Origin of the sequence: Paraburkholderia sp. PGU19 (assembly GCF_013426915.1) — a bacterium.
Classification (GTDB): Bacteria; Pseudomonadota; Gammaproteobacteria; order Burkholderiales; family Burkholderiaceae; genus Paraburkholderia.
In genome coordinates this window covers 1,574,957-1,595,525 of record NZ_AP023181.1, presented here as the reverse complement: position 1 = coordinate 1,595,525, position 20,569 = coordinate 1,574,957, and the positions used below count along the sequence as shown (strand labels likewise).

Below are 20,569 nucleotides of genomic sequence, written 5' to 3'. Positions count from 1 at the left end.
TGACTGCATCGTCTTTCGCGGATCAGCTAATGAACATCACTATTCAAGATATCGTCGATCAGGCCGCTCGCGCGACTGACATCGTCTCGCAGGTTAGGGGTCGCATGCTGGCCCCGAACGCACGCAAAAACCCCCCTGTTTTCAACGCTTCACAGCTCGCTGCGCTGTGTGAAGTCGACAAGAGTCAAATTACTTATCGCACGTCGAAAGGGGACCTTCCCCCGGGCACCGTCAACGCAACGGGCTCGCGTCGCGAATTCTCCTTGCTGGAAGCCCGCGAATGGGTACGCGCCTACCGCGGCAACGCGCTGCGGCCGGCGAACGCACCGGCCATGACGGTCGCCATCGGTAACTTCAAGGGTGGTGTCAGTAAGACGACTACGGCGATGACGCTTGCGCAGGGCCTGAGTCTGCGCGGTCATCGCGTGCTGGTGATCGACACCGATCCGCAGGGTTCGCTGACGACGCTGTTCGGCATTCTCCCTGATACCGAAGTCGAAGAAGATTCGACGATCACGGCACTCGCGACGGGCGATCAAACGAGCATTGAATACGCGATCCGCGAGACCTATTGGGATGGCATCGATCTCGTGCCCGCTTCGTCGTCGCTCTTCAACGTCGAATTCATCTTGCCGAGCCGGCAGATGAAGGAACCGGACTTCGAATTCTGGAACGTGTTGAATACGAGCCTCGAGCAGGCGCGCAGCAACTACGACGTGATCATCATCGACACGCCGCCGGCACTCAGCTACGGCACGGTCAACGCGTTCATGGCCGCCGACGGCCTGATCGTGCCGACGCCGCCGAACGCACTCGACTTTGCCAGCTCGGCGCAATTCTGGACCCTCTTTAGCGATCTAGCGTCGAACCTCACGGCGGAAACGAACACGGACAAATCGTTCGAGTTCATCCACGTGCTGCTTTCGCGCGTGGACCCAGCGGACGCGGCGGCGGGCGTCGTGCGGGAATGGATCTCGGCGACGTATGCGGAGAAGGTTTTGCCCGTCGAGATTCCGAAGACCGCGGTGACGGCGGCAAGCTCGGCTGAGTTCGGCACCGTGTACGACATCTCCCGATACGATGGCAACGCGAAGACGTATCGAAGGGCGCGCGAAGCCTATGACCGTGTGACGGAAATCGTCGAGCAATCGATTGTGGCCTTCTGGGCGAAGTCAGAATAAAGGGAGGAATAAATGTCGATCAAGGACAGGCTTGCGAAGAAGACGGGTGACTTGATGGTTCCTGCTCCGTCCCAGGAGGCGGGGCGGAGTGCATCGCCGCGTACGGCGCCGGGGCAGATGCTGGCGTTTCGCAGCGCGATGCGCGAGAGCTCGGATCGCGTTTCGCAGCTGGAAGCCCAGCTCAAGGAATACGACGGTGCCGTCGCGATTCGTGCGCTCGATCCGAAGACGATCCAGGCTTCGAAATGGGCGAACCGCCAGGATTTTGGCGATGAGAGTTTTGCTGAACTCAAGTCGCTGATCGCGGAGTCGGGCGGCAATACGCAACCGATCAAGGTGCGTCCTTCGAGCGACGGTGAAGGATACGAGATCGTATTCGGGCATCGTCGGCATCGCGTGTGTCTGGAACTCGATTTGCCGGTGAACGCGATCGTCGATGGCGAGATCACTGAGCAAGGCCAGTTCGTGCAGATGGATCAGGAGAACCGCGCGCGGAAGAACCTGAGTCCGTGGGAACAGGGCGTTTGGTACAAGCGTGCGCTCGATGACAAGTTGTGGCCATCGCAGAACGCGATGGCGAAGGCGTGTGGTCTGTCGCAGGGGAATATTTCCAGCGCGCTTCTCGTGGCCGAGCTTCCGGCCGAGGTGGTTGGCGCGTTTCCGTCGCCGCACGATATCCAGTTTCAGGCTGCGCGGAAGTTGTCGGTCGCGCTAAAGAAGGCATCGGACGAGATCGTGCAGCGGGCGGTCGAGCTTGCCGAGGATTCGTCGCGGACGGCTCCTGAAGTGCTGACTGCGTTGCTGGCGGCGGCTCGTCCTGCGGCTCCTGTTCGGAAGGAAGAGGAGGTTGGGATCGAACGGAAGGGCGAATTGCTGGTGATTCGTCTGCGTGCTAGCGGGGTGCCGCAAGATCGCGTTGAAGAGTTGCGGCAGTTGATTACCGGGTTTCTTGAGGACGTGCAGTCGGCGGGTAATTGAGGTTTTCGCGGGTGCCTGGCTGATCGGCTTTGCGCACCCGGCTTGATGTAGTTTGCTTGTATCTCGGTAGTTGAATGTCTTCCCCTCGCGGCGTTTGTTTTTGAGGACGCCGCTTCTCTTCCCGGTCGCTCGACCGATCTCTTCCTCACTCTCCGCGATTTTGTCTAGGACGGCACGTCTGCCGGCCGACGTGCTTTGGCGCAGATCCGCTCGTGGTGGGGCTTCACGTTCTGCAGATTCTTCGCGGCGCTGGGGTGTGATTTTCTTGGGCGAACCTTTTAGGCCGCGTGTGCGGATTGCGTTGCGGTGGACGTGCGGGCGCGCTTGCTGTTTCGTGAGTTAGCGGCTTCTCGATGAAGTTCTTTGCGGATGTTTTGGCGAGTGTCGGGTTATTTACGGTAAATAAGGCTGTGCACTTGGACGCGTGAACGGAGGAGGCGCGATCGCCTGGTGCTCTGCGTTGGGAGTGATGCACGGAAAATCTGCTCGATTGAAAGTCGGAGGTGAACGGTAAGTCGGACGGAGCGGGCTATTTACCGTAAATAACACGCGCTGGTTGAGCGGTGAATGCGCTGGCCATTGCGTCCCAGAGGTATTTACCGTAAATAGCCCGCCCTCTGACAAGCCCGTGCAAGTGTCAAATGCACTTCGGTCGATTCCCGGTGAGGTTCGCTGATGCGCAGCCGCGAACTGTTTTGTTCAAAGCGCAACGAACACGACAAATGCGGCAAGCTCTTCGGGTGATGAGAGGTGGCTCGGGTTTGCTGCTTGATGGCGCGCGGGTCGTCGTCAAGGTCGCCTTCCAGTGCACTTCGCTGCGAGGTATCCGCAGTGCAGATGGTGTCGATGCGACGACAGAGTAGGCTAATCGCGATCGATTAAAAATAGCGCCTTCCGATTCTGAGGAATAGGTTCCGCGATCGAACTTCGCCTTCGAGGCACGGCGCGAGACACCTGACCGCAATGAGTGGACCGCGCGCTACCAGTCCACATTAATCGTCTCCGATACATCACTGCCGGCTCGCAAGCTGACATGCATTGAGCGGCGCGGCCGTAGCCTTCGAAACCACGGTCAGCCGCGCTGTCGTAGGCGAATTGATGGCGTGGGCTCCCGGTGATGGGGCGATTCTTCGTTTGTCCCTTGTCACACCAACGACCGCTGCCGTGCGGCGACCGAAGGCCCTTTCGCCGCCCGCATCTATGTTCCCACCACGGCATTGATAGGCACGCGGTGAATGCGGTTGCGGATGACGTGGGACCGCGATCGAGCCGACGCAGGGATTCCGTCCTTGGCGGCGGGAAGATGATTTGCGGTAACGGCCGCAGTCAGACCTCCAGGGCGAGCTAGGCTCTCACAGCGACAGCGACAGCGACAGCGACAGCGACAGCGACAGCGACAGCGACAGCGACAGCGACAGCGACAGCGACAGCGACAGCGACAGCGACAGCGACAGCGACAGCGACAGCGACAGCGACAGCGACAGCGACAGCGACAGCGACAGCGACAGCGACAGCGACAGCGACAGCGACAGCGACAGCGACAGCGACAGCGACAGCGACAGCGACAGCGACAGCGACAGCGACAGCGACAGCGACAGCGACAGCGACAGCGACAGCGACAGCGACAGCGACAGCGACAGCGACAGCGACAGCGACAGCGACAGCGACAGCGACAGCGACAGCGACAGCGACCAGCGACCAGCGACCAGCGACCAGCGACCAGCGACCAGCGACCAGCGACCAGCGACCAGCGACCAGCGACCAGCGACCAGCGACCAGCGACCAGCGACCAGCGACCAGCGACCAGCGACCAGCGACCAGCGACCCTGGGGCCGGAGAGGAGGGCAGGGGCACCAAAGCACTCGCCGTCCTCTACCCGCCAAGAAGACCATCCGAGACACACTAGCGCCTGATTGCAGACACAGCGCCGCCTGACCGCAAGCCGGGCTTCGGCGGCGTCGCCAACCCGTACGGCGCGACGCTATCTCGAAATTAATAAGCTTTCCTGATTGATAACTCGCGACGACCCAAACGCGGACGACCCCAAAACCACCAGCCCATCTCCACTTCAGAATGCGCCCCATAGGCGCCCGCGATCCTGAGGAGAAGCGCAGACCAACAGACCAAACCCCAAACCCGCCTACAGCCCCAAAACGGCCCAAATTCGCCGTTACGTGCAAAAAGTATTTCCCAGCAAAGACTTGCAGCCGAAACCGTGAAACAACCTTAAGAAAACCACGCAGATCAAGAAACCTTTATAATGCAATGAGTTAGCTGATCATTCGCCGAATGTTCCACGCTTCGACATGCTTCAAGCGAGATATTTCGCGCCAAACACCGGTTTCGTTGATTTTCTGAACGAAAACGATCAAACCGTATCATCTGATACGTAGTCTGTCGTATTCAATACAGCGAAAGACCGTTCGGCCAGCAACCAGCCATAAAAACCCAAGAAACCTGCGCCCAAGCACTAACGCAAAAGCATCAACTGAGGCACCGCATCGCTTCCAGCCCAAACGATCGCATTCTGTCCAAACCGCTCGCCAAGCTCCTTAGCCTCTTCAACCGATACACCGAGCACAAGAAAGCTAGCCTCACCCGTCCAATCATTGGAAGGGTGCTGGCCAACGCCCTCGATAAACGTCAACCCACGCTGCATCAGTTCGAGGGCAAGCGCCTTCTGCCTGTCAGCATTCGCTGCATCGTCGAGCGGTTCGCTGAAAGGATTGCACGCCGTCACAAACGCGCTGCTCTCCACGCCGTTCAAACGGTGAATCGCAGCTAGCGTCGCATTACCTTCGCCGATCTTCAGCAAGACCGGCGTGGAACCGTGAACCTGATAGTGCGTCTCCAGATAGGCCTGGATCGTCGCGCGGGGAATCTGTGATTCAGAAAACAAAAAACCCTCCAGCTGCGGGGAGGGTCGACGCGTCACCCTTTGGTTGCTCTGCTGAGCCACATCCGCTTTCGCGATCCACCTTGCCGGGGCGGGCAGGTTGGCATGGGCGTCGACCCAATTCAAGATGAATCGGCAGTAGAGCATGGTGGCCAATTCAGCGTCAAGGCGGCAGACTCCGCTTCTGCACACTACATTCGACAACCGGTTGCTCGCCGAAAATCGCACCCGTATCGTTCGCATGAACCGAACATGGTGCGACACACGATGCGACCGACCGCACGCGAGCCGAACGCATCGCAGGAACACACCGTGCATCCCGAACGCGAATCGAACGAATCGAACCTACCCCGATGAACAAGGAACTCGAACTCAAACGAGCCAAGCGTCGCGCGACGCTCCTGCTGCTGGTCGCCACCGGCATCTTCGTCGCGACGGCCTTCATGCAACGCAGCCTGTGGATCGACGGTATCAAGGCCGTCGCGGAAGCCGCGATGGTCGGCGCGCTCGCCGACTGGTTCGCGGTTGTTGCGCTGTTCCGGCGCGTGCCGATCCCCGGCGTCGCCGCGCACACCGCAATCATCCCGCAGAACAAGGACAAGATCGCCGACAATCTTGCGCTATTCGTGCGCGAGAAGTTTCTCGACGATTCGTCGATAGTCGGCCTGATCCGCAAGCACGATCCCGCGCAAAGCATCACGAACTGGCTGTGCGTCGAAGAGAATACGCAGCGCCTGGGCGGCTATGTGGTCAAGCTGACGAGCGGCATCCTTGAATTGCTGGACGATACGCGCATCCAGGCCTTCATCAAGGATGCGCTGGACGCGATGCTCGACAAGGTCGATCTGTCGAAAGCGACGGGCGCGATCCTCGACACGCTGACGCGCGACGGCCGTCACCAGCAACTGCTCGACGAAGGGATCGAGCATCTGATGACATTGCTGCGCGAACCGGGCGTCCGTGAATTCATCGCAGAGCAGATCGTCGACTGGCTCAAACGCGAATACCCGACGCTGCAGAAACTCATGCCGTCCGAATGGCTTGGCGAGAGCGGTGCGAACGTCGTCGCGGACACTGTGAACAACATGCTGTTGCGCGTGAGCGAGGACCGCGATCACAAGCTGCGTCACAAGTTCGACGAAGTGGTCGCGCGTCTCGTCGTCAAGCTGAAGTCTGATCCCGCGTTCCTGGAGAAGGGCGAAGAGATCAAGCGCTACGTGAAGGAAAGCGAGAATCTCGCGCTATACGTGAAGGATCTGTGGAGTCAATTGCGCGACTGGTTGCGGCGCGACCTCGAGCGCGACGATTCCGTGCTGCACGCGAAGGTGGCCGCGATGGGGCAATGGGTCGGACGCGAACTGGCGCGGGACGAATCGCTGCGCCGCTCGCTGAACGATCATATGGAAGAAGCGGCGCGCGCGATGGCGCCTGATTTTGCAGGCTATCTGACGCGCCACATCAGCGACACGGTCAAGAACTGGGATTCGCGCGACATGTCGCGGCAGATCGAATTGAACATCGGCAAAGACCTGCAATACATCCGCATCAACGGAACGCTGGTCGGCGGATGCATCGGTCTGCTGCTTTATGCAAGCTCGCAGATTTTCGCGCTCGTGCGGCTGCACCTCGGGTAGCGCGGCACGAACGCGGACACGTTTATTGCGTGGCCGTCGGCTTCTTCTGCTGGGCGCATTCCTGCGTGAAAAGCATGCTCGCCTGGTCCGGCGTCATCGCTTCGCCGCTGTAAATCCTGTCGATGACAGCCGTGACCGCCTGACGATCCGATGCATCCTTGTAGTACGTCTGCGCCTGCGTCAACGCCTGCTGCTTCGTTTTCTTGTGACGTCGCCAGGACGCCACCTGGCCCGCGATATCGCCGATCGCGAAGCACTGGTCGGCGACCGTCTGCGCGAACGTCGGCGCCGACGGTTGCGCGAGGCAGACGGCGAGCGCCGCCGCGGCTACTGCTCGTTTCATTTCCGGTTCCTGTTGTCAGATGGGCGATAGTATAAAGACGGGCGCCGCCGCCACCCAGCCTCGCGCTCTCGCCCACCCGCTCATATCGACACCACGCGCACCTGCAGGACGCCCATGCCGCTCAACCCTTCATCGCCGCTCGCGCGGTTGCTCAATGGTCCGATCCATCCCGGCAAGGTTGTCTGGATCGGTTTGCGGCCGCGGCGAAAAGTCGCGATGTCGGTGGTCGCGACAGCGCAGATCGATGCCGACGCGGGGCTCGTCGGCGACCACTACGCGAGCCGTGCCGGCGCGCGTCAGGTGACGCTGATTCAGGCTGAAAGCCTGCGCAGCATCGCAAGTCATCTGGGGCGCAGCGACGTTGCCGCAATCGACATGCGCCGCAACATCGTGACGCAAGGCATCAATCTGATGGCGTTGAAAGACCGGCAATTTCGCATCGGCGATGCCGTGCTGGAAACAACGGGCGAATGTCACCCGTGTTCGCGTATGGAAGAAGTGCTGGGCGTGGGCGGATACAACGCCGTGCGCGGCTTCGGCGGCATTACGGCGCGCGTCGTGAAAGGCGGCACGATCGGGATCGGCGACGTGATCGATGCGCTGCCCGTTGTGGGCTAGCGCGTTCGATATCGCGAGACGCGACGTGCAGAGGCGCAACGCGCCAACGCACGTCACGCATCGGCTTTATTTCTTCGCGACTTCGAAGAGCTTCCGATATTGCCCGTAACCTTCTTCTTCCAGCCGCGAGACGGGAATGAAGCGCAGCGACGCCGAGTTGATGCAATACCGCAATCCGCCCGTTTCGCGCGGTCCGTCCGGAAACACGTGGCCAAGGTGACTGTCGCCATGTTTCGAGCGCACTTCGGTTCGGATCATGCCGTGGCTCATGTCGCGCAGTTCGACGACGTGCTCGTCTTCCAGCGGTTTCGTAAAGCTCGGCCAGCCGCAGCCGCTGTCGAACTTGTCCATCGACGTGAAGAGCGGCTCGCCGGAAACCACGTCGACATACAAGCCGGTTTCCTTGCTGTCCCAGAACTCGTTGTAGAAGGGGCGTTCCGTCCCGCTTTCCTGCGTCACGCGACGCTGTTCGGCGGTGAGTCGGGCCACTGCTTCCGGTGTTTTTTCGTACGCGGACATGTGTGAATCTCTCCTTGATAGGCGCGGCCAGCGCGGACGCTTGCCACACGAGTCTGACGGCCCGTTTTCCAGCGTTGCCGGTGACGGGCACTCGTATATATGGGCACTGTGGATACGCACAAGCATACGCAAATGTCTCGCAGCTTGCATTGCGCGCGCCAGGTGCGCCACTGGCGCGCGCTGCGATTGATGCATTTGCTGAATCATTCGCGCACGCTTGCGAATGGCCCGCGAGCGAGACGACAATAGGCGCGCTTCAGGAACAATGCCGCCGACCCACCGCCCTATATGGGCACCGACGATGAAGAAAACAACTTCCCCCACGAAGCCCGCTGCAAAAAAGGCGCACGCCGCTGCAAAGAAAGCGGCGCGTCCGAAGAAGCCGCAACCGCTCGACGCGATCATTGGCGCTGACGGTCTCGCCCGTCCGCCGTGGGCATCCGTCGATCCGCTGCTCAAGGATTACTACGACACCGAATGGGGCATGCCCGTGCGCGACGAGCGGGGCCTGTTCGAACGCTTGAGCCTGGAGGCGTTTCAGTCGGGGCTGTCGTGGGCGACCATCTTGCGCAAGCGCGACGCGTTCCGCGAGGCGTTCGCCAACTTCGATCCGGACGTGGTCGCAACGTTCGACGAAAAGGACATCGAACGCCTGATGAACGATGAGCGCATCATTCGCAACCGGGCAAAGATTCTCGCGACGATCGCCAACGCCGCCGCAACGATCCGCTTGCGCGAAGAGGGCGGCCTCGCGGCGCTGATCTGGTCGTTCCAGCCGCACACGACACCCGCGCCGCGAACGATCGCCGAGATTCCGACCACGTCGGCGGAATCCCTTGCGCTGAGCAAGGCATTGCGCAAGCGCGGCTTCGTATTCGTCGGACCGACGACGATGCATGCGCTGATGGAAGCGACGGGCATCGTGGACACGCATCTCGTCGATAGCCATCGCCGTGGCACGTCGGGCGTGTGGCCGCGCGAGTGACCCACGCGCTGACGTGCGGCGGGCTCAGCTACTGCGCCGCGCAGCCATGTACGCCTCGACATAGCGCAGCGCCTGTTCGCACTGATTGGGCGAAAGCATGTGAATCGAATTGGGCAGCGGATCGAAGCCCAGCTCGGTCGAAACCCAGCGGATTGCTTTCGCGCGTGCTTCGAAAGCATTGACGCCGTCGCGCCGCACCTTGCCGGCGACGAGCGGTTCGAGCGCATCGTGCAAGCGGCTTTTCGCGTCGCGCAGCGCGGCGTCGGCGAGGCGTCCCAGCGGTACATGCCGCGTGCTGCGCGCATGAATGCCGATCCATGCCTGACACGGCGTGCAGACCCAGACGGAACCGTGATCGTCGCGATATGGATAGCTCTCTTCGCCCGCGCGCGCGAGCACGGCTTTCGCGCCGCAGTAATCGCACAGCGGCTGCGGCAGCGCCTTGACGGGTTTGCCTACGCGCATCGCTGCGCCTCGGCCGGTTTTACTCGCTTCATACAGCGCTCGACAGTGGGTGGCTTTCCCAAAGATACCAAATGGCCGCTTTCCGCACGAGAGGCAATGCGTGCGTGCTGTGTCACTGGTGTTTGAGCTAGCCGCGAGCAACCATCGGTTCGCTACTGCGCGGGACACCGCCAGGCGCCGGCGATGCCGGCGGCGGAGTCCAGCACACTATTCAACTGATCGCCGCACCGCTCGGCGATCAGTGTCCACGCGAGTTGACGGCCGCCGCGTACTGCTGCGGCGTCGGCGCGGGTAAGGGCACATTCGACGCATCGAGTCAGGCAATCACAGAAGCCTCATTTTCCGGCTCCGGCATTGAGCGGTGTTGCCAGAGCACGCGCATTGTCGGCCGTCATTTTTGCTCCGCTCGCCCGATAACCATTCGAATAGAGCAGGAACGCCATGATGTCCGCGTAATCCTGATCCTTCATCTTGCCTGGTTTGTCAGCGGGCATGTTCGTCGACATGTACGTGAACACGCCGCCAATCGTCAGATGCGCATTCGATGCCGGCGCGAACGCCGGCCCTTGCAGCGCGGGCGCCGTCACGCCCTGCAACTGCGCGCCGTGGCATTTCGCGCACGCGGCCGAATAGAGCATCTTGCCGTGTGTCGCTTGCGCCTGATCGAACGCGGGCGTTCCGCTAGCCGCGTCGGCAGCGATCTTCACGAAGCCGCCCGCGCTGTCTGCATTCGCCGCCGCCAGCAACGCACGTTGCCCGGCCGCGTGCGATGCAGAAGGGCCGTCGCGAAAGCGCGCGTCGTCGTCGCGCGCGGTTGCATCGAGCGCGTGCGCGGGCATCGCCCAGTCGTGCGTCAAGCCGGCGAGCCGACCGCTGCCCGATAGCTTGTCGAGCGCCACATCGATCCGTTCGCGCAGCGCCGCCGTGCGCGGTCCGAATGCGAACACGAGTTGCCAGTCCGCATACGGCGAGCGCGCGGCGGAGACAGTGAAGTGCCGTTGCGGATGCGCAAGCCGATACGCGACGACAGCCGGATACCAGACGATGGCGCGTTGCGCCTGTCCCTTCGCCACGGCTTCGACAGTCAATGCCGACGTGTTTTCCAGATCGAGCGTGACGCTCGGCTGCTGTACGGCGATCAGTTGCGCGGGACTCGCATATGTAGCCGCGACCGTGTTCTTCGCCGCGCCTTGCGGATTGGCGTCGGGCGCTTCGATGCTCACATAGCCCGCGCGCAGGTAGCCGCGCGAGAACTGCAGCTTGCTGCTGGAAGCATCGGCCACATTCGAGCGCGGGAAACCCGCGATCACGTCGCAGTCGCGCGCGAGCGTCTTGTCGAGCTCACCAAGCGAGACGCCGTCGTCGTCGCCTTCACCGATGCCGTGCCTGACGATCGTCGCGGCGATGCCTGCCTTCGCAAATGCATCGCGCGCAACAGCTTCGTCCAGCGCCGCCGAGGGACTGCCGGGAAACGTACAAACTTTCACGGCCGCCATCGAATGAATCGACGCGAGTGCGAGGCAGGCAGCGAGCACGCTCGCTGCCGGAATACGATTGAGAGAATGGTTCATGTCTGGACGTCCGGAAAGATCACGAGTGGTTGAGCGCGAACACGTACAGCGTTCCGCCGCGCGGCACCTTATCGGCGGCCTTGGCCATCGGGCCGCCCCAGATCGGATTGGCGCCGCCGTAGCCCGCCAGCACCGCGACATATTCTTTGCCGTCGATCTCGAACACGGACGGCTGCGCAATGATGCCGCTCGCGAGCTTCGGGCTTTGCCACAGCACCTTGCCGCTCGTGACGTCGAACGCGTAGAGATGCCCATCGAGCGAGCCGCTGAACGCGAGGCCGCCTGCCGTGGTGGCAACGCCGCCGTTCCAGGGCAGCTTGCTCCAGTGGCTCCACAGCTTCTTGCCCGTATTCACGTCGATGGCCTGCAACTCGCCGTATCCCTGGCTACCCGGCTCGGGCTTGATCTCGAAGCCTTCGCCGAGGTACGGCAAGCCCTCCATGTACGTCACCGACTTGCCGGACAGCGACATGCACGCATGCAGCGCCGGGATGATGGCGATGTGCTTGTCCGCGTCGTAGGAAACCGACCACCAGTTCTTGCCGCCGAGGAAGCTCGGGCAGGTTTCGATCGTCGTTCCCGCTTTCGGATACTTCGATTCGTCCTGCACGGATTTGCCGTCGGCGGTGTAGCCCGTGACGGAGGTCGCCTTCACGAACGGGCGCGCATAGATCAGCTTGCCGTTGCTGCGGTCGATTGCATGGAAGAAGCCGTTGCGGTCGGCATGGATGATCGCGTCATAGTCCTTGCCTTCGTACTTGATGTTGGCGAGCACGGGGGTGTTGACGCCGTCGTAATCCCATGTGTCGTGACGCGTGTACTGGTAGTGCCATTTGAGGTTGCCCGTTTTCGGATCGAGCGCGAGCAGCGAGTCCGAATAGAGGTTGTCGCCCGGGCGGAGATCCGCGAGCCACGGTCCCGGATTGCCGACGCCCCAATAGAGCGTCTTGCTGGTGGGATCGTATGTGCCCGTCAGCCATGCGGGTGCGCCGCCGTGTTCCTGCGTGCCGTCGGGCCATGTGTTGCCACCCGGCTCTTTCGCGCCGGGCACGGTGTAGCGCTTCCATTGCACGTTGCCGTTCTCGGGATCGAGCGCCGCGATGAACCCGCGCGCGCCGTACTCGCCGCCCGAGCTGCCCACCACGAGCGAGCCGTCGAGCGCCAGCGGTGCGAGCGAGAAGGCATAGCCGGTGCCCGGCTCGAACATCTGCTTCTTCCAGACCAGCGCGCCCGTTTGCGCATCGAGCGCGGCCACTTCGCCGTTGAGCATCGCGACATACACGTTCTTGCCGTACAGCGCGACACCCCGGTTCACGACATCACAGCACGCGTTCTTGAAGGCTTCCGCGCCGAGCTTTGGTTCGTACTTCCACAACTGCTTGCCGGTGGCGGCATCGAATGCGTAGACGTTGTCCTTGGGCGTCGTGACGTACAGATAGCGGCCATTGATGATAGGCGTTGCTTCGAAGCCTTGCTGAAGGTCCGCAGGAAACTTGTAGGCCCAGGTCTGCTTCAGGTTCTTCACGTTCGACGTGTCGATCTGCTTGAGCGGCGAATGCGCCTGGCCGTTATACGTCCGGTAGTACGTGAGCCAGCCTGGATCGCTTTGCGCCGACGTGAGCCGTTCGTACGTCACGGCAGGATAGTCGGCCGCGGCGGCTACCGTTGCGGGCCTCAGACTGATTGCTGCCACCACGCCCGCGACGAGCATCGCGAGCCGTGTGGCCGAAGCCTGACTTGTCTTCATCGTTGTCTCCTATCCAACATCGTTGTGGGTGAGTTATCGTGCGACGCCTGTCAGCAAAGCACCGTTGGCTTGCATGGCGGCTTCGCGGTCGTAAAGGCAAGTCGCATGCCATTGATTGGCTATCCTTGCTAACCGGCGCGGGGCGTATCGAAGCGCGTGAACGTCTGGCTATCACGCATCGGGAAGGGTCAGGCGACGTGTTGCATCGTGGAGCAAGGGACAACTCACCTGTTGCCGTATGTGACAGCACACCTGTGTCGTGTCCACGTTGCTCACGATGAATGCCGCGTGCTCGATGGCATGCTTCTCGCACGCTGCATATCGACGATGAGCGGCGGTGACGTATCGTGCCGCTGCGTCGTATCGTCAAACAGCGGGTGCAAAGTCATGAACAGTTTGCGGGCGATGGTCGAGCGATGGCTGGCGCATATGCCGCCGTCCAGAGTCAGCTTTGCCAGATTCGGATGCGACAGCAGCGGGCGACGCTGTCATGTGCGTGTCCACGTGCATCGTCCCGAAGGCGATGTCGCGATTCACTTCTTTCGACATCGCGACGGCATGTGGCGTGTGTTTCCGCCGGCTAGCGCGCCGATTGTGATGGGGTATCCGCGGATGTCCCGTTCCAGACCGACGACGTGAAGCTGTTGTTGTCGGCGGCAAGCCGCCATTCCGTGTGCGACTTGTGCAGAATCAGAATCCACATGGCGACGGATAGCAAGGCCAGCACGCCGAGCGCACCACCGACGATCAGAAACATCATCAGGTCGGACATGAGGCTGCCCTCAGCTTCATCCGTGAATGCGCGCGCATATCAATCGAGCCAGCCGCGTTGCCGCGCATGATCGATGAACTGATACACATCCTTCGCGAGGCCGGACGCATTGAAGAGCGCTTCGAGCTCGCCGATGATGTCATCGAGATCGCGCGTGCCGTCGCAGCGCGAGAGAATTTCGCCTGCACTTGGATTGAGTTTCACCAGGCCTTCCGGATACAGCAGGACATACGCGTCCTGGACTGGCTCCCATTGCAGTCGGAAAAGATCACGTAGCCTAGGGCGCTCGCTCGCACCGGTGTTCGAAGGCATCGGCATCATGGCGTCAGGTCTTGTTCAATGGTGTCGGGCGCCTGTCACGAAGCGGGCTGAGGCGTTCGTGATGGCAGTCGATGCGCCGCACGCGACGCGCGGCGGCGCATCGGCGCAACGTCAGCGGTTGGCGATATACATCGTGATCTCAAAGCCGAAACGCAGATCCGTGTAGGCGGGCGTAGTCCATTGCATGGCTGTCTCCTTGATGGGTTTGACGAAGAACCGCGGTTGAACTGCGGTCGGGGCTGTTGAATGCAAGCTCCATGCCGGAGGGCGTTCGCGCGATGTGCGAGAGATTCTCAGTGAACACGCTGTCCACATTCGGAGCACAGGTGTTGCAAAAATCAACAGCCTGCAACAGCGGACGACCGTGCTAGTTCTCGCTCGCGCCGCTGTCTCGTGGATCGGCGGCACACAGGGAGGGCATCTTGCGATACACCGTGTTGCGCGAAATGCCGAGCGCGCGCGCCGCCGCCGAGACGTTCCCGTTATGCCGCGCGACAGCCGCCGCAATCGCGGAGGCCTGCACGTCCTGCATGCGCGCGTCGTGCAGCGGCAAGGGATAGTCTGCCGCGCGCGCCGCGAGTGCTGAACTGCTGCGCAGATCGTCGAAGAAATCGTCAGGCAGATGCTCGCGGCGGATTTGCCCGTCGTCGTCGACCATCGCGGCCGCCGTGCGCAGCAGATTGCCGAGTTGCCGGAAATTGCCCGGCCATGCGCATTGCTCGAACAGCGTCTTCACGTCGTCCGCGACGCTGAGCGGCGCGCCTTCCATTTCGTCGGACGGCACCGATTGCAGCATCCGCTCGATGACGATGGCGAGATCGGTGCGTTCGCGCAAGGGCGGCAGTTTGACCACGAGACCGTTCAAACGGTAATACAGGTCCTCGCGGAACCGGTTCTGCGCGATCATTTCGCGCAGATTGCGGTGCGTCGCGCAGATGATCGCGATGTTGACGGGAATCGACTTGCTGGAGCCGAGGGGATCGACGACGCGCTCCTGCAGCACGCGCAGCAACCGCACCTGCAACGGATACGGCATGTCGCCGATCTCGTCGAGAAACAGCGTGCCGCCGTTGGCCTGCAGCAGTTTGCCGATCGCGCCTTTGCGCCGCGCGCCCGTAAATGCGCCGTCTTCGTAGCCGAACAGCTCCGACTCGATCAGGTTTTCGGGTATCGATGCGCAATTGACCGCGACGAATGGGCCCGCGCGCCGTGGTGAATCGTTGTGAATGGCCTGGGCGAGCAGTTCCTTGCCGGTGCCCGTCTCGCCCGTGATCAGGATGGGGATGTCCTTGCCGAGCACCTTGCGCACCTTCGCGACGACGGCGCAAATCTGCGGATCGCCGGTGTCGAGCGAGTCGAGCCGCGACGGCGCATTGGCGGGCGAGGCGGCTTTGGTCAGCGGCGCGCGCGCAGCGGCGGGCCGCGCGCTCGCGGCAACGTCGGCGGGCCATGAAGTCTCGCTGCCGAGCGTCGGACGGCGAAACTCGACGTTCGCGCACACGACCGTGCCGTTGTTCAGATCGAGCGTAATGTGATGGCCCTGGCTCGCCCGCAGGCGGTCGATCAGTTGCGGCGTGGTCAGCCCGAACAGCGACGACAGCGTATGCGCGCGCATCGCCGCGAGCGGCAGCCCGACCTGAAACTGCGCGCTGCGATTCGCGGAAAGAAAGCGCCCGTCACACGTGAAGGCCATGATGCCTTCCATCAACGTGCCCAGAAACTCGGGCCGGCCATGAAACGCGATTTGCAGCGTGTTGCGGAAGGTGTTCGCGAACAGATGGTTTTCGATCATCTGCACGGACATCTTCGCGAGCGCCATCGTGTGCTGATGGTAGCCGCGATGGTCGCCCGTCACGTCGAGCACGCCGACCAGATCGCCGTACGGGTCGAGGATCGGCACGCTGGAACAGGTCAGGAAGCGGTTAGCGGCGAGATAGTGCTGATCGCCGTGCACGACGGTGGCCGTGCGCTCGGCGATGGCCGTGCCGATCGCATTCGTGCCTTGCCGTTCCTCGGCCCAGTTGGCGCCCGGCATGAGCGCGACTTTCTCGGCGCGCTGCAGAAAATCGTCGTCGCCGATCGAATGAAGAATCAGCCCTTGCGCATCGGTGAGCACGATCATGCTTTGCGTGTTCGCGATCTGCTCGCGCAGCGTTTCCATGACGGGCGTGGCGTGCGCGCATAGCACGAGATTCTGTTCGAGCTTCATGCGCAATTCGCCGTGCGTCAGCACGTCGTAGTCGGGACGCATCGCCGCGCTTAGCCCGAACGTTTCCGACCGCTCGTGCGCTTTCTGGATCGACGGGGTGAGCCAGCCGCTTTCCCGGCCTGTCAGTGATCCGGTTGTCTTCGCATCGTCGAGCATCTCTCCTCCTGTATCGTGCCTGTCGTGGTGCAGGCATCGCGGAAGTTAAAAGCAAGACGCGCGCCATTATTCGATGCTGTCAGCCAGACGAAAGGATGTGTTGCGGGCGGAGCGGTCCCCGGGAATTGGGCATGCGAAGATTCATTCTTCTGAACACGCGTTCGTCGCCGGGAACGCATATGAGTTCACACGACACGATGCATCGAACGATCACTCGCGATGGTCACGCAATCGCCTACACCGTGCATGGCGATCCACACGGCGTGCCTGTCGTCGTGCTGCATGGCGGGCCGGGAAGCGGAAGTCAGCCTGGCGCGTTGCGTCTGTTCGATCTCACGCGCGTTCGCGTCGTGATGGTGGACCAGCGAGGCACGGGTGCGTCGACGCCTCGTGGCAGCCTTCGCCATAACGACACGCAACGCCTGATCCGCGATCTCGAAGCGATACGCGCGCAACTGGGCATCGTGCGTTGGGGCGTTGTCGGTGGATCGTGGGGCGCGGCGCTTGCGCTTGCCTACGCGGGAACGCATTCCGCATCTGTTAGCGGCGTCGTGTTGCGTGGACTCTTTCTCACGTCGGAACGCGAAGTGCGTCGCCTGTTCGTGACGTCGCGCTTTCGTGCGCCGCGCGAGTGGCGCGCGTTGATGCGAGCAGCGTGTTGCGAGCGGGCGTCGTCGTTGCCATCGGCCTGCATGCGGTCGATGCGATCGTGTGTGGACGGACGCGCCGGTGCCGTCGCTGTCGCGTGGCGCGCATATGAAAACGCGGTATTGATGCACAAGACTGCGGCTCGCAAGCGAACGTCATCGAAGCAGGATGAAGCGACGACAGCGAAGTACCGTATTCAAGCCCACTACCTCGCGCACGAGTGCTGGCTCGGCGAACATCGTTTGATCGCGCTGGCGAAGCACGCGGTTGCATCGGGTGTGGTGGTGCGTGCGGTGCATGGATCTAGCGATCCCGTTTGTCCGCCCGACAATCTGCACCGCTTGATGCGCGCCGTTCCCGCCGTGCATGGCCGCTTTGTCGACGCGGGTCATCTGGCGTCGGACCCGCGTCTCGCGGAAGCCCTCGTTGCGGCGATCCGCGAAGCGTTCGACGCTCGATAGCGCGATCGCGTCAACTGTCCTGATCGGCGAACAGATCGCCGAAAAGATCCGGCTCTGGAACGCGCTCCGGTTCCCGCGACGGCAACGTGCCATCGCGCACCTGCGCGAGTACGGCGGCCGGAAGCCATTGCTCTTCCATCGCGGCGATGCCGCTCTCGATCATCTGCTGCAGAAAAAACGATTGCCGGCGTCCCGTGACTTCGGCCAATAGTCTCAGCCTCCGTTCGATCGCCGGGTCCACTCGTACTGCAACCACCTGTAGCCTGTTATCGGCGGTTCTTTTCAACGCATGCTCCTGTCGACATAACTCTGGCCGTGCTTCTACCACGGCGCCTGGTCGCAAGGCAATGCTTTATTTGATCTGGCAGTGAGTTACCGTGCCTTAATCGTCGTCATCGTCGTGATGATGATGCCAGCCGTGATGGTGGCCGTGATCGTGCCACCTGCGATCGTCGCGATAGCCATATCCGTAGCCGTCGCCGTAGTACACGGGCGCTGGCGCGTAGATGGCGGGCGGCGGCGGTGCGTAGACGACGGCAGGCGCCGGCTCCACGTAGATCGGCGCCGGCACGCCAAACGTCACGCCGACATCGACGTGAGCGAGTGCCGCTGTGGACGCGCATGCGCTGAAGAGTCCGGCCGCACAGATGAGTGTCAGGTGTTTCAACGTATTGCTCCGTTCAGGGCGTCCGCAGATGGATGCCATTCGATGTCGAGTGACGCGCATTGTAGAAATGCAGTCGTTCTCATGTTGCTTCCGCCCTGTTGCGTGTGTAACGCCAGGTAACCGCGCGATCACGAAGCCGTGAGCGAGTCGCCCGATACATGCACGCGTTGTCCAACCTGCATCTGCGGCTGGGTCGGGTAAGTGAAGTTGCGATAGGTGCCGTCCTGCATGCGGACCTGCACCTGGTAGCTCGTCTGCTTGCGCACGGCGTGCTCGATGCCGTTACCCGCGACACCACCGCCGACAGCGCCCACCACCGTGGCGAGAATGCGCCCGCGCCCGCCGCCGAACTGATTGCCGATCAGCCCGCCCGCGACGGCGCCGCCGACGGCGCCGAGACCCGTCGTCGGCTCGGGTGATTGCACGGCGTTGATAGCAACGACTTCGCCCGCATAGGGATCGGCGGCGACCTGCCGTGTGCCTGCCGGTTGCGCAGACGCTTGCGAGTAGTCGCCATTCGCGTATTGCGGAGCCGGTGCAACGCGCGGTTTGCGCGTGTGATGAACGGGCTTGGGAGCCTCGGTTTCCGCTTGCTGCACGACGGGCTGCGCGACCGTCTGCGGCGTGGCATTCGTCGGCTGCACCACGCCCGTTTGCTGGGCAGCGGCGAGCGGCGCGCTCGCCGCTTGCGCCACGGCGGGCGCGATCTGCTCGTTGGCCGGGGGCGTCGCGTGCGACACGGGCAGAATGCCCGTCATCGCTGCAACGCCGGTGACGCTAGCGAGTATCACGGACACAGCCGCGCCTGCGATCAAAGGATGGATACGGCTGCGTTGCGCAATGCTGTTCGTGACGTTGGCGCTCATCGTGGGCTCCACGGGTTGTGTGTGCCTGCAATAACGCCGCTCGAACGGGCGCGGTGCACTTGTTACCGCAACGGCTTTGTAAGCATTTGTAGCGAGTGTTTCGATGCGATGTGCGCGCTCAGCAAAAGCGCTGCGCGAGATCGTAGATCAACAGAAACACGCAACCCGTATCGCTTCTGAAGCGATCTTCGACCGTTCCCGCTTCCGCGATACCTGCCCATCCCGGCAACAGACGCTGGCCGTTCTGAATGGCCTCGCCTTCGAGCATGTAGATGAACTCCGGTCCCGTATGCAGATGCATCGGGAAGACCGTCCCCGCTTCGAAGCGAACGAGCTGCATCGCGCGTCCGTTGGCCTTGCCGAGATTCTTGATCTGAACACCGCTGGCACACGCCGACGGTGTCCACGGCAGCGCTTGCGCATCGACGGATGAAAAACGCGGCGCGGTAGGTTGCTGGTTCATCTCATCTCCCGTTCGATTTCGTTAGGGATTTCCTGACGCGAGATTCAGCGGGCTTGACGTCGCGCCCGTTCCCAATCCTGACTGCATCAAAAATTGCGGCGTGGGTCAATGTCAAAGCGCGTGTGTGTGTGCGTGTGCCGCTTGCCGATAGCGCACACCTGACTTTCGCTTGGGCTGGATGGCACGCGCAGACAGGTCGGGAGAAGGGAATGCATTTCGAGGAGCTTTCCAACGAAGAGTGGTCGCTGGTCGCACCGATACTCAACGCGCAACCGCATGCGGGCATTCTCAGGCGTGGGCGTCCGCGCACCAGGACGCGCGTGGTCGCCAATGCAGTGCTATGGGTGTTGACCACAGGGCAATCGTGGTCGAAGCTGCCCGCGCACTATCCGTCGCAACCGACTTGCCGATGCCGTTTCGAAGAGTGGCGGCTCGATGGCAAGATCGCCGAGATGATCCGCATCCTGCGCGAGGTGGGACGCAGTTTTTCGTACGTGCCCGACACGCCATGCGTGAGCAAAAAGCCCATGCCGAAACGCAACGATGGTCCGATGGAAGAGCGCGGCATACCTCGCGTGATCTGGAAAAGCCAGGCATCGTGGCTGGCATCGCCGGCACAGCAGGAACCCGCGCACGAACTGCGCCGCGACAACCCGAGCCGCGCATTCTGGATGGGACTCGCTGCGAAGGGCGCGCGCGTGATCGACGAGCTTGGCTATGTCGTGTACGTCGCGGCCGATCCCGTGCCGGGCGCGATGTATCGCGGCTGGGCGGAGATCACGCGGGACGGCAGGCGCGTCGCGCGCTCCGGCCTGATAGGCCCAAAGTACGACATGCCGGACGAGGCAATGCAATGCGCGCTGACGTGGGCGCGACGCTGGATCGAATTGCACGGCGTCCACTTCGAACTCGAACTGCTGCACAGAGCGGCCGATTGACGCGGGCGGCCATTACACATGATCCGGAATGCATCGCGCACCAGTTTCGGGCGGTTTATAACGTTTCCTGAAACTGTGAGTTGGTTGATCGGATGTTTATCCGCAGAGCCGACACTCCTACACTGTTTTCA

General features: G+C 62.1%; 22 protein-coding genes and 1 riboswitch. Of the genes, 7 read left to right on the top strand and 15 right to left on the bottom strand.

What is annotated here, in order from left to right:
* Positions 1 to 29: 29 nt before the first annotated feature.
* Both H1204_RS36875 and H1204_RS36870 read left to right on the top strand, forming a co-directional pair.
* Entirely contained in the window at positions 30 to 1,181 is a 1,152-nt protein-coding gene (locus H1204_RS36875) for an AAA family ATPase (RefSeq protein ID WP_035992259.1), read from the top strand.
* Between the two features lie 12 nt (positions 1,182 to 1,193).
* Positions 1,194 to 2,159, top strand: coding sequence for a ParB/RepB/Spo0J family partition protein (locus H1204_RS36870; protein ID WP_180733636.1), 966 nt, complete (start codon positions 1,194 to 1,196; stop codon positions 2,157 to 2,159).
* A 1,352-nt stretch (positions 2,160 to 3,511) separates the two neighbouring features.
* On the opposite strand, the gene H1204_RS36865 is transcribed toward H1204_RS36870, so the two are convergent.
* A complete protein-coding gene (locus H1204_RS36865) occupies positions 3,512 to 4,021 on the bottom strand; it encodes a hypothetical protein (RefSeq protein WP_180733635.1) in 510 nt (169 codons plus the stop codon).
* A 608-nt stretch (positions 4,022 to 4,629) separates the two neighbouring features.
* Positions 4,630 to 5,058: a DUF3293 domain-containing protein gene (locus H1204_RS36860; RefSeq protein ID WP_180733634.1), complete on the bottom strand. Its 429-nt coding sequence runs from the start codon at positions 5,056 to 5,058 to the stop codon at positions 4,630 to 4,632.
* 29 nt (positions 5,059 to 5,087) lie between these two features.
* A riboswitch (SAM-I-IV-variant riboswitch) is annotated at positions 5,088 to 5,191 on the bottom strand.
* A gap of 217 nt (positions 5,192 to 5,408) precedes the next feature.
* Here H1204_RS36860 and H1204_RS36855 point away from each other — a divergent pair.
* On the top strand, positions 5,409 to 6,689 hold the full coding sequence (locus tag H1204_RS36855; RefSeq protein WP_180733633.1) for a DUF445 family protein: 1,281 nt from the start codon (positions 5,409 to 5,411) through the stop codon (positions 6,687 to 6,689).
* Positions 6,690 to 6,711: 22 nt separating this feature from the next.
* Here the strand turns inward: H1204_RS36855 and H1204_RS36850 are convergent, their stop codons facing one another.
* Complete coding sequence (locus H1204_RS36850) at positions 6,712 to 7,032, bottom strand: hypothetical protein (RefSeq protein ID WP_007580336.1); 321 nt, start codon at positions 7,030 to 7,032, stop codon at positions 6,712 to 6,714.
* A 114-nt stretch (positions 7,033 to 7,146) separates the two neighbouring features.
* On the opposite strand from H1204_RS36850, the gene H1204_RS36845 reads away from it, so the two are divergent.
* On the top strand, positions 7,147 to 7,650 hold the full coding sequence (locus H1204_RS36845) for an MOSC domain-containing protein (RefSeq protein ID WP_180733632.1): 504 nt from the start codon (positions 7,147 to 7,149) through the stop codon (positions 7,648 to 7,650).
* 66 nt (positions 7,651 to 7,716) lie between these two features.
* Here H1204_RS36845 and msrB read toward each other — a convergent pair whose 3' ends face one another.
* Positions 7,717 to 8,169 (bottom strand): peptide-methionine (R)-S-oxide reductase MsrB, encoded by a 453-nt coding sequence (gene msrB / locus H1204_RS36840; protein WP_180733631.1) that lies wholly within the window; start codon positions 8,167 to 8,169, stop codon positions 7,717 to 7,719.
* A 301-nt stretch (positions 8,170 to 8,470) separates the two neighbouring features.
* On the opposite strand from msrB, the gene H1204_RS36835 reads away from it, so the two are divergent.
* Positions 8,471 to 9,154, top strand: coding sequence for a DNA-3-methyladenine glycosylase I (locus H1204_RS36835; protein ID WP_180733630.1), 684 nt, complete (start codon positions 8,471 to 8,473; stop codon positions 9,152 to 9,154).
* 24 nt (positions 9,155 to 9,178) lie between these two features.
* Here the strand turns inward: H1204_RS36835 and H1204_RS36830 are convergent, their stop codons facing one another.
* The 7 genes from H1204_RS36830 to H1204_RS36800 all read right to left on the bottom strand — a co-directional run bounded on the left by H1204_RS36830 (position 9,179) and on the right by H1204_RS36800 (position 16,395).
* The gene (locus H1204_RS36830) at positions 9,179 to 9,619 is read right to left on the bottom strand and encodes a zinc-finger-containing protein (RefSeq protein ID WP_180733629.1); all 441 of its coding nucleotides are present in this window, start codon (positions 9,617 to 9,619) and stop codon (positions 9,179 to 9,181) included.
* A 335-nt stretch (positions 9,620 to 9,954) separates the two neighbouring features.
* Positions 9,955 to 11,190 (bottom strand): c-type cytochrome, encoded by a 1,236-nt coding sequence (locus H1204_RS36825; protein ID WP_180733628.1) that lies wholly within the window; start codon positions 11,188 to 11,190, stop codon positions 9,955 to 9,957.
* Between the two features lie 19 nt (positions 11,191 to 11,209).
* A complete protein-coding gene (locus H1204_RS36820) occupies positions 11,210 to 12,937 on the bottom strand; it encodes a methanol/ethanol family PQQ-dependent dehydrogenase (RefSeq protein WP_180733627.1) in 1,728 nt (575 codons plus the stop codon).
* Positions 12,938 to 13,517: 580 nt separating this feature from the next.
* Positions 13,518 to 13,709 carry a flagellar motor protein MotA gene (locus H1204_RS36815; RefSeq protein ID WP_180733626.1) on the bottom strand — a complete coding sequence of 64 codons (192 nt, stop codon included), beginning with the start codon at positions 13,707 to 13,709 and terminating at the stop codon, positions 13,518 to 13,520.
* A gap of 39 nt (positions 13,710 to 13,748) precedes the next feature.
* Positions 13,749 to 14,030: a pyrroloquinoline quinone biosynthesis peptide chaperone PqqD gene (gene pqqD, locus H1204_RS36810; RefSeq protein ID WP_180733625.1), complete on the bottom strand. Its 282-nt coding sequence runs from the start codon at positions 14,028 to 14,030 to the stop codon at positions 13,749 to 13,751.
* A 111-nt stretch (positions 14,031 to 14,141) separates the two neighbouring features.
* The gene (gene pqqA / locus H1204_RS36805) at positions 14,142 to 14,216 is read right to left on the bottom strand and encodes a pyrroloquinoline quinone precursor peptide PqqA (protein ID WP_006410019.1); all 75 of its coding nucleotides are present in this window, start codon (positions 14,214 to 14,216) and stop codon (positions 14,142 to 14,144) included.
* A gap of 181 nt (positions 14,217 to 14,397) precedes the next feature.
* Positions 14,398 to 16,395, bottom strand: a complete 1,998-nt coding sequence (locus H1204_RS36800) for a sigma-54-dependent Fis family transcriptional regulator (protein ID WP_180733624.1) — start codon at positions 16,393 to 16,395, stop codon at positions 14,398 to 14,400.
* A gap of 179 nt (positions 16,396 to 16,574) precedes the next feature.
* On the opposite strand from H1204_RS36800, the gene H1204_RS36795 reads away from it, so the two are divergent.
* Positions 16,575 to 17,504: an alpha/beta fold hydrolase gene (locus H1204_RS36795; RefSeq protein WP_180733623.1), complete on the top strand. Its 930-nt coding sequence runs from the start codon at positions 16,575 to 16,577 to the stop codon at positions 17,502 to 17,504.
* A gap of 10 nt (positions 17,505 to 17,514) precedes the next feature.
* Here H1204_RS36795 and H1204_RS36790 read toward each other — a convergent pair whose 3' ends face one another.
* The 4 genes from H1204_RS36790 to H1204_RS36775 form a co-directional block, all read right to left on the bottom strand.
* Positions 17,515 to 17,790: a hypothetical protein gene (locus H1204_RS36790; RefSeq protein ID WP_180733622.1), complete on the bottom strand. Its 276-nt coding sequence runs from the start codon at positions 17,788 to 17,790 to the stop codon at positions 17,515 to 17,517.
* 96 nt (positions 17,791 to 17,886) lie between these two features.
* On the bottom strand, positions 17,887 to 18,171 hold the full coding sequence (locus tag H1204_RS36785; protein ID WP_180733621.1) for a hypothetical protein: 285 nt from the start codon (positions 18,169 to 18,171) through the stop codon (positions 17,887 to 17,889).
* Between the two features lie 128 nt (positions 18,172 to 18,299).
* Positions 18,300 to 19,037, bottom strand: a complete 738-nt coding sequence (locus H1204_RS36780) for a glycine zipper 2TM domain-containing protein (protein WP_180733620.1) — start codon at positions 19,035 to 19,037, stop codon at positions 18,300 to 18,302.
* Positions 19,038 to 19,155: 118 nt separating this feature from the next.
* Positions 19,156 to 19,500, bottom strand: a complete 345-nt coding sequence (locus tag H1204_RS36775) for a cupin domain-containing protein (RefSeq protein ID WP_180733619.1) — start codon at positions 19,498 to 19,500, stop codon at positions 19,156 to 19,158.
* Positions 19,501 to 19,709: 209 nt separating this feature from the next.
* Here H1204_RS36775 and H1204_RS36770 point away from each other — a divergent pair, with 209 nt between their 5' ends.
* The gene (locus H1204_RS36770; RefSeq protein WP_180733618.1) at positions 19,710 to 20,438 is read left to right on the top strand and encodes a transposase; all 729 of its coding nucleotides are present in this window, start codon (positions 19,710 to 19,712) and stop codon (positions 20,436 to 20,438) included.
* Positions 20,439 to 20,569 lie beyond the last annotated feature (131 nt).

Bases quoted from the DNA above. Each gene is read 5' to 3' on its own strand.
- H1204_RS36820 (WP_180733627.1), bottom strand. From the start codon at position 12,937: ATGAAGACAAGTCAGGCTTCGGCCACACGGCTCGCGATGCTCGTCGCG.
- H1204_RS36780 (WP_180733620.1), bottom strand. From the start codon at position 19,037: ATGAGCGCCAACGTCACGAACAGCATTGCGCAACGCAGCCGTATCCAT.
- H1204_RS36845 (WP_180733632.1), top strand. From the start codon at position 7,147: ATGCCGCTCAACCCTTCATCGCCGCTCGCGCGGTTGCTCAATGGTCCG.
- H1204_RS36870 (WP_180733636.1), top strand. From the start codon at position 1,194: ATGTCGATCAAGGACAGGCTTGCGAAGAAGACGGGTGACTTGATGGTT.
- pqqD (WP_180733625.1), bottom strand. From the start codon at position 14,030: ATGATGCCGATGCCTTCGAACACCGGTGCGAGCGAGCGCCCTAGGCTA.
- H1204_RS36795 (WP_180733623.1), top strand. From the start codon at position 16,575: ATGAGTTCACACGACACGATGCATCGAACGATCACTCGCGATGGTCAC.
- H1204_RS36770 (WP_180733618.1), top strand. From the start codon at position 19,710: ATGCATTTCGAGGAGCTTTCCAACGAAGAGTGGTCGCTGGTCGCACCG.
- H1204_RS36800 (WP_180733624.1), bottom strand. From the start codon at position 16,395: ATGCTCGACGATGCGAAGACAACCGGATCACTGACAGGCCGGGAAAGC.
- H1204_RS36825 (WP_180733628.1), bottom strand. From the start codon at position 11,190: ATGAACCATTCTCTCAATCGTATTCCGGCAGCGAGCGTGCTCGCTGCC.
- H1204_RS36835 (WP_180733630.1), top strand. From the start codon at position 8,471: ATGAAGAAAACAACTTCCCCCACGAAGCCCGCTGCAAAAAAGGCGCAC.
- H1204_RS36875 (WP_035992259.1), top strand. From the start codon at position 30: ATGAACATCACTATTCAAGATATCGTCGATCAGGCCGCTCGCGCGACT.
- H1204_RS36855 (WP_180733633.1), top strand. From the start codon at position 5,409: ATGAACAAGGAACTCGAACTCAAACGAGCCAAGCGTCGCGCGACGCTC.
- H1204_RS36815 (WP_180733626.1), bottom strand. From the start codon at position 13,709: ATGTCCGACCTGATGATGTTTCTGATCGTCGGTGGTGCGCTCGGCGTG.
- H1204_RS36775 (WP_180733619.1), bottom strand. From the start codon at position 19,500: ATGAACCAGCAACCTACCGCGCCGCGTTTTTCATCCGTCGATGCGCAA.
- H1204_RS36830 (WP_180733629.1), bottom strand. From the start codon at position 9,619: ATGCGCGTAGGCAAACCCGTCAAGGCGCTGCCGCAGCCGCTGTGCGAT.
- msrB (WP_180733631.1), bottom strand. From the start codon at position 8,169: ATGTCCGCGTACGAAAAAACACCGGAAGCAGTGGCCCGACTCACCGCC.
- H1204_RS36850 (WP_007580336.1), bottom strand. From the start codon at position 7,032: ATGAAACGAGCAGTAGCCGCGGCGGCGCTCGCCGTCTGCCTCGCGCAA.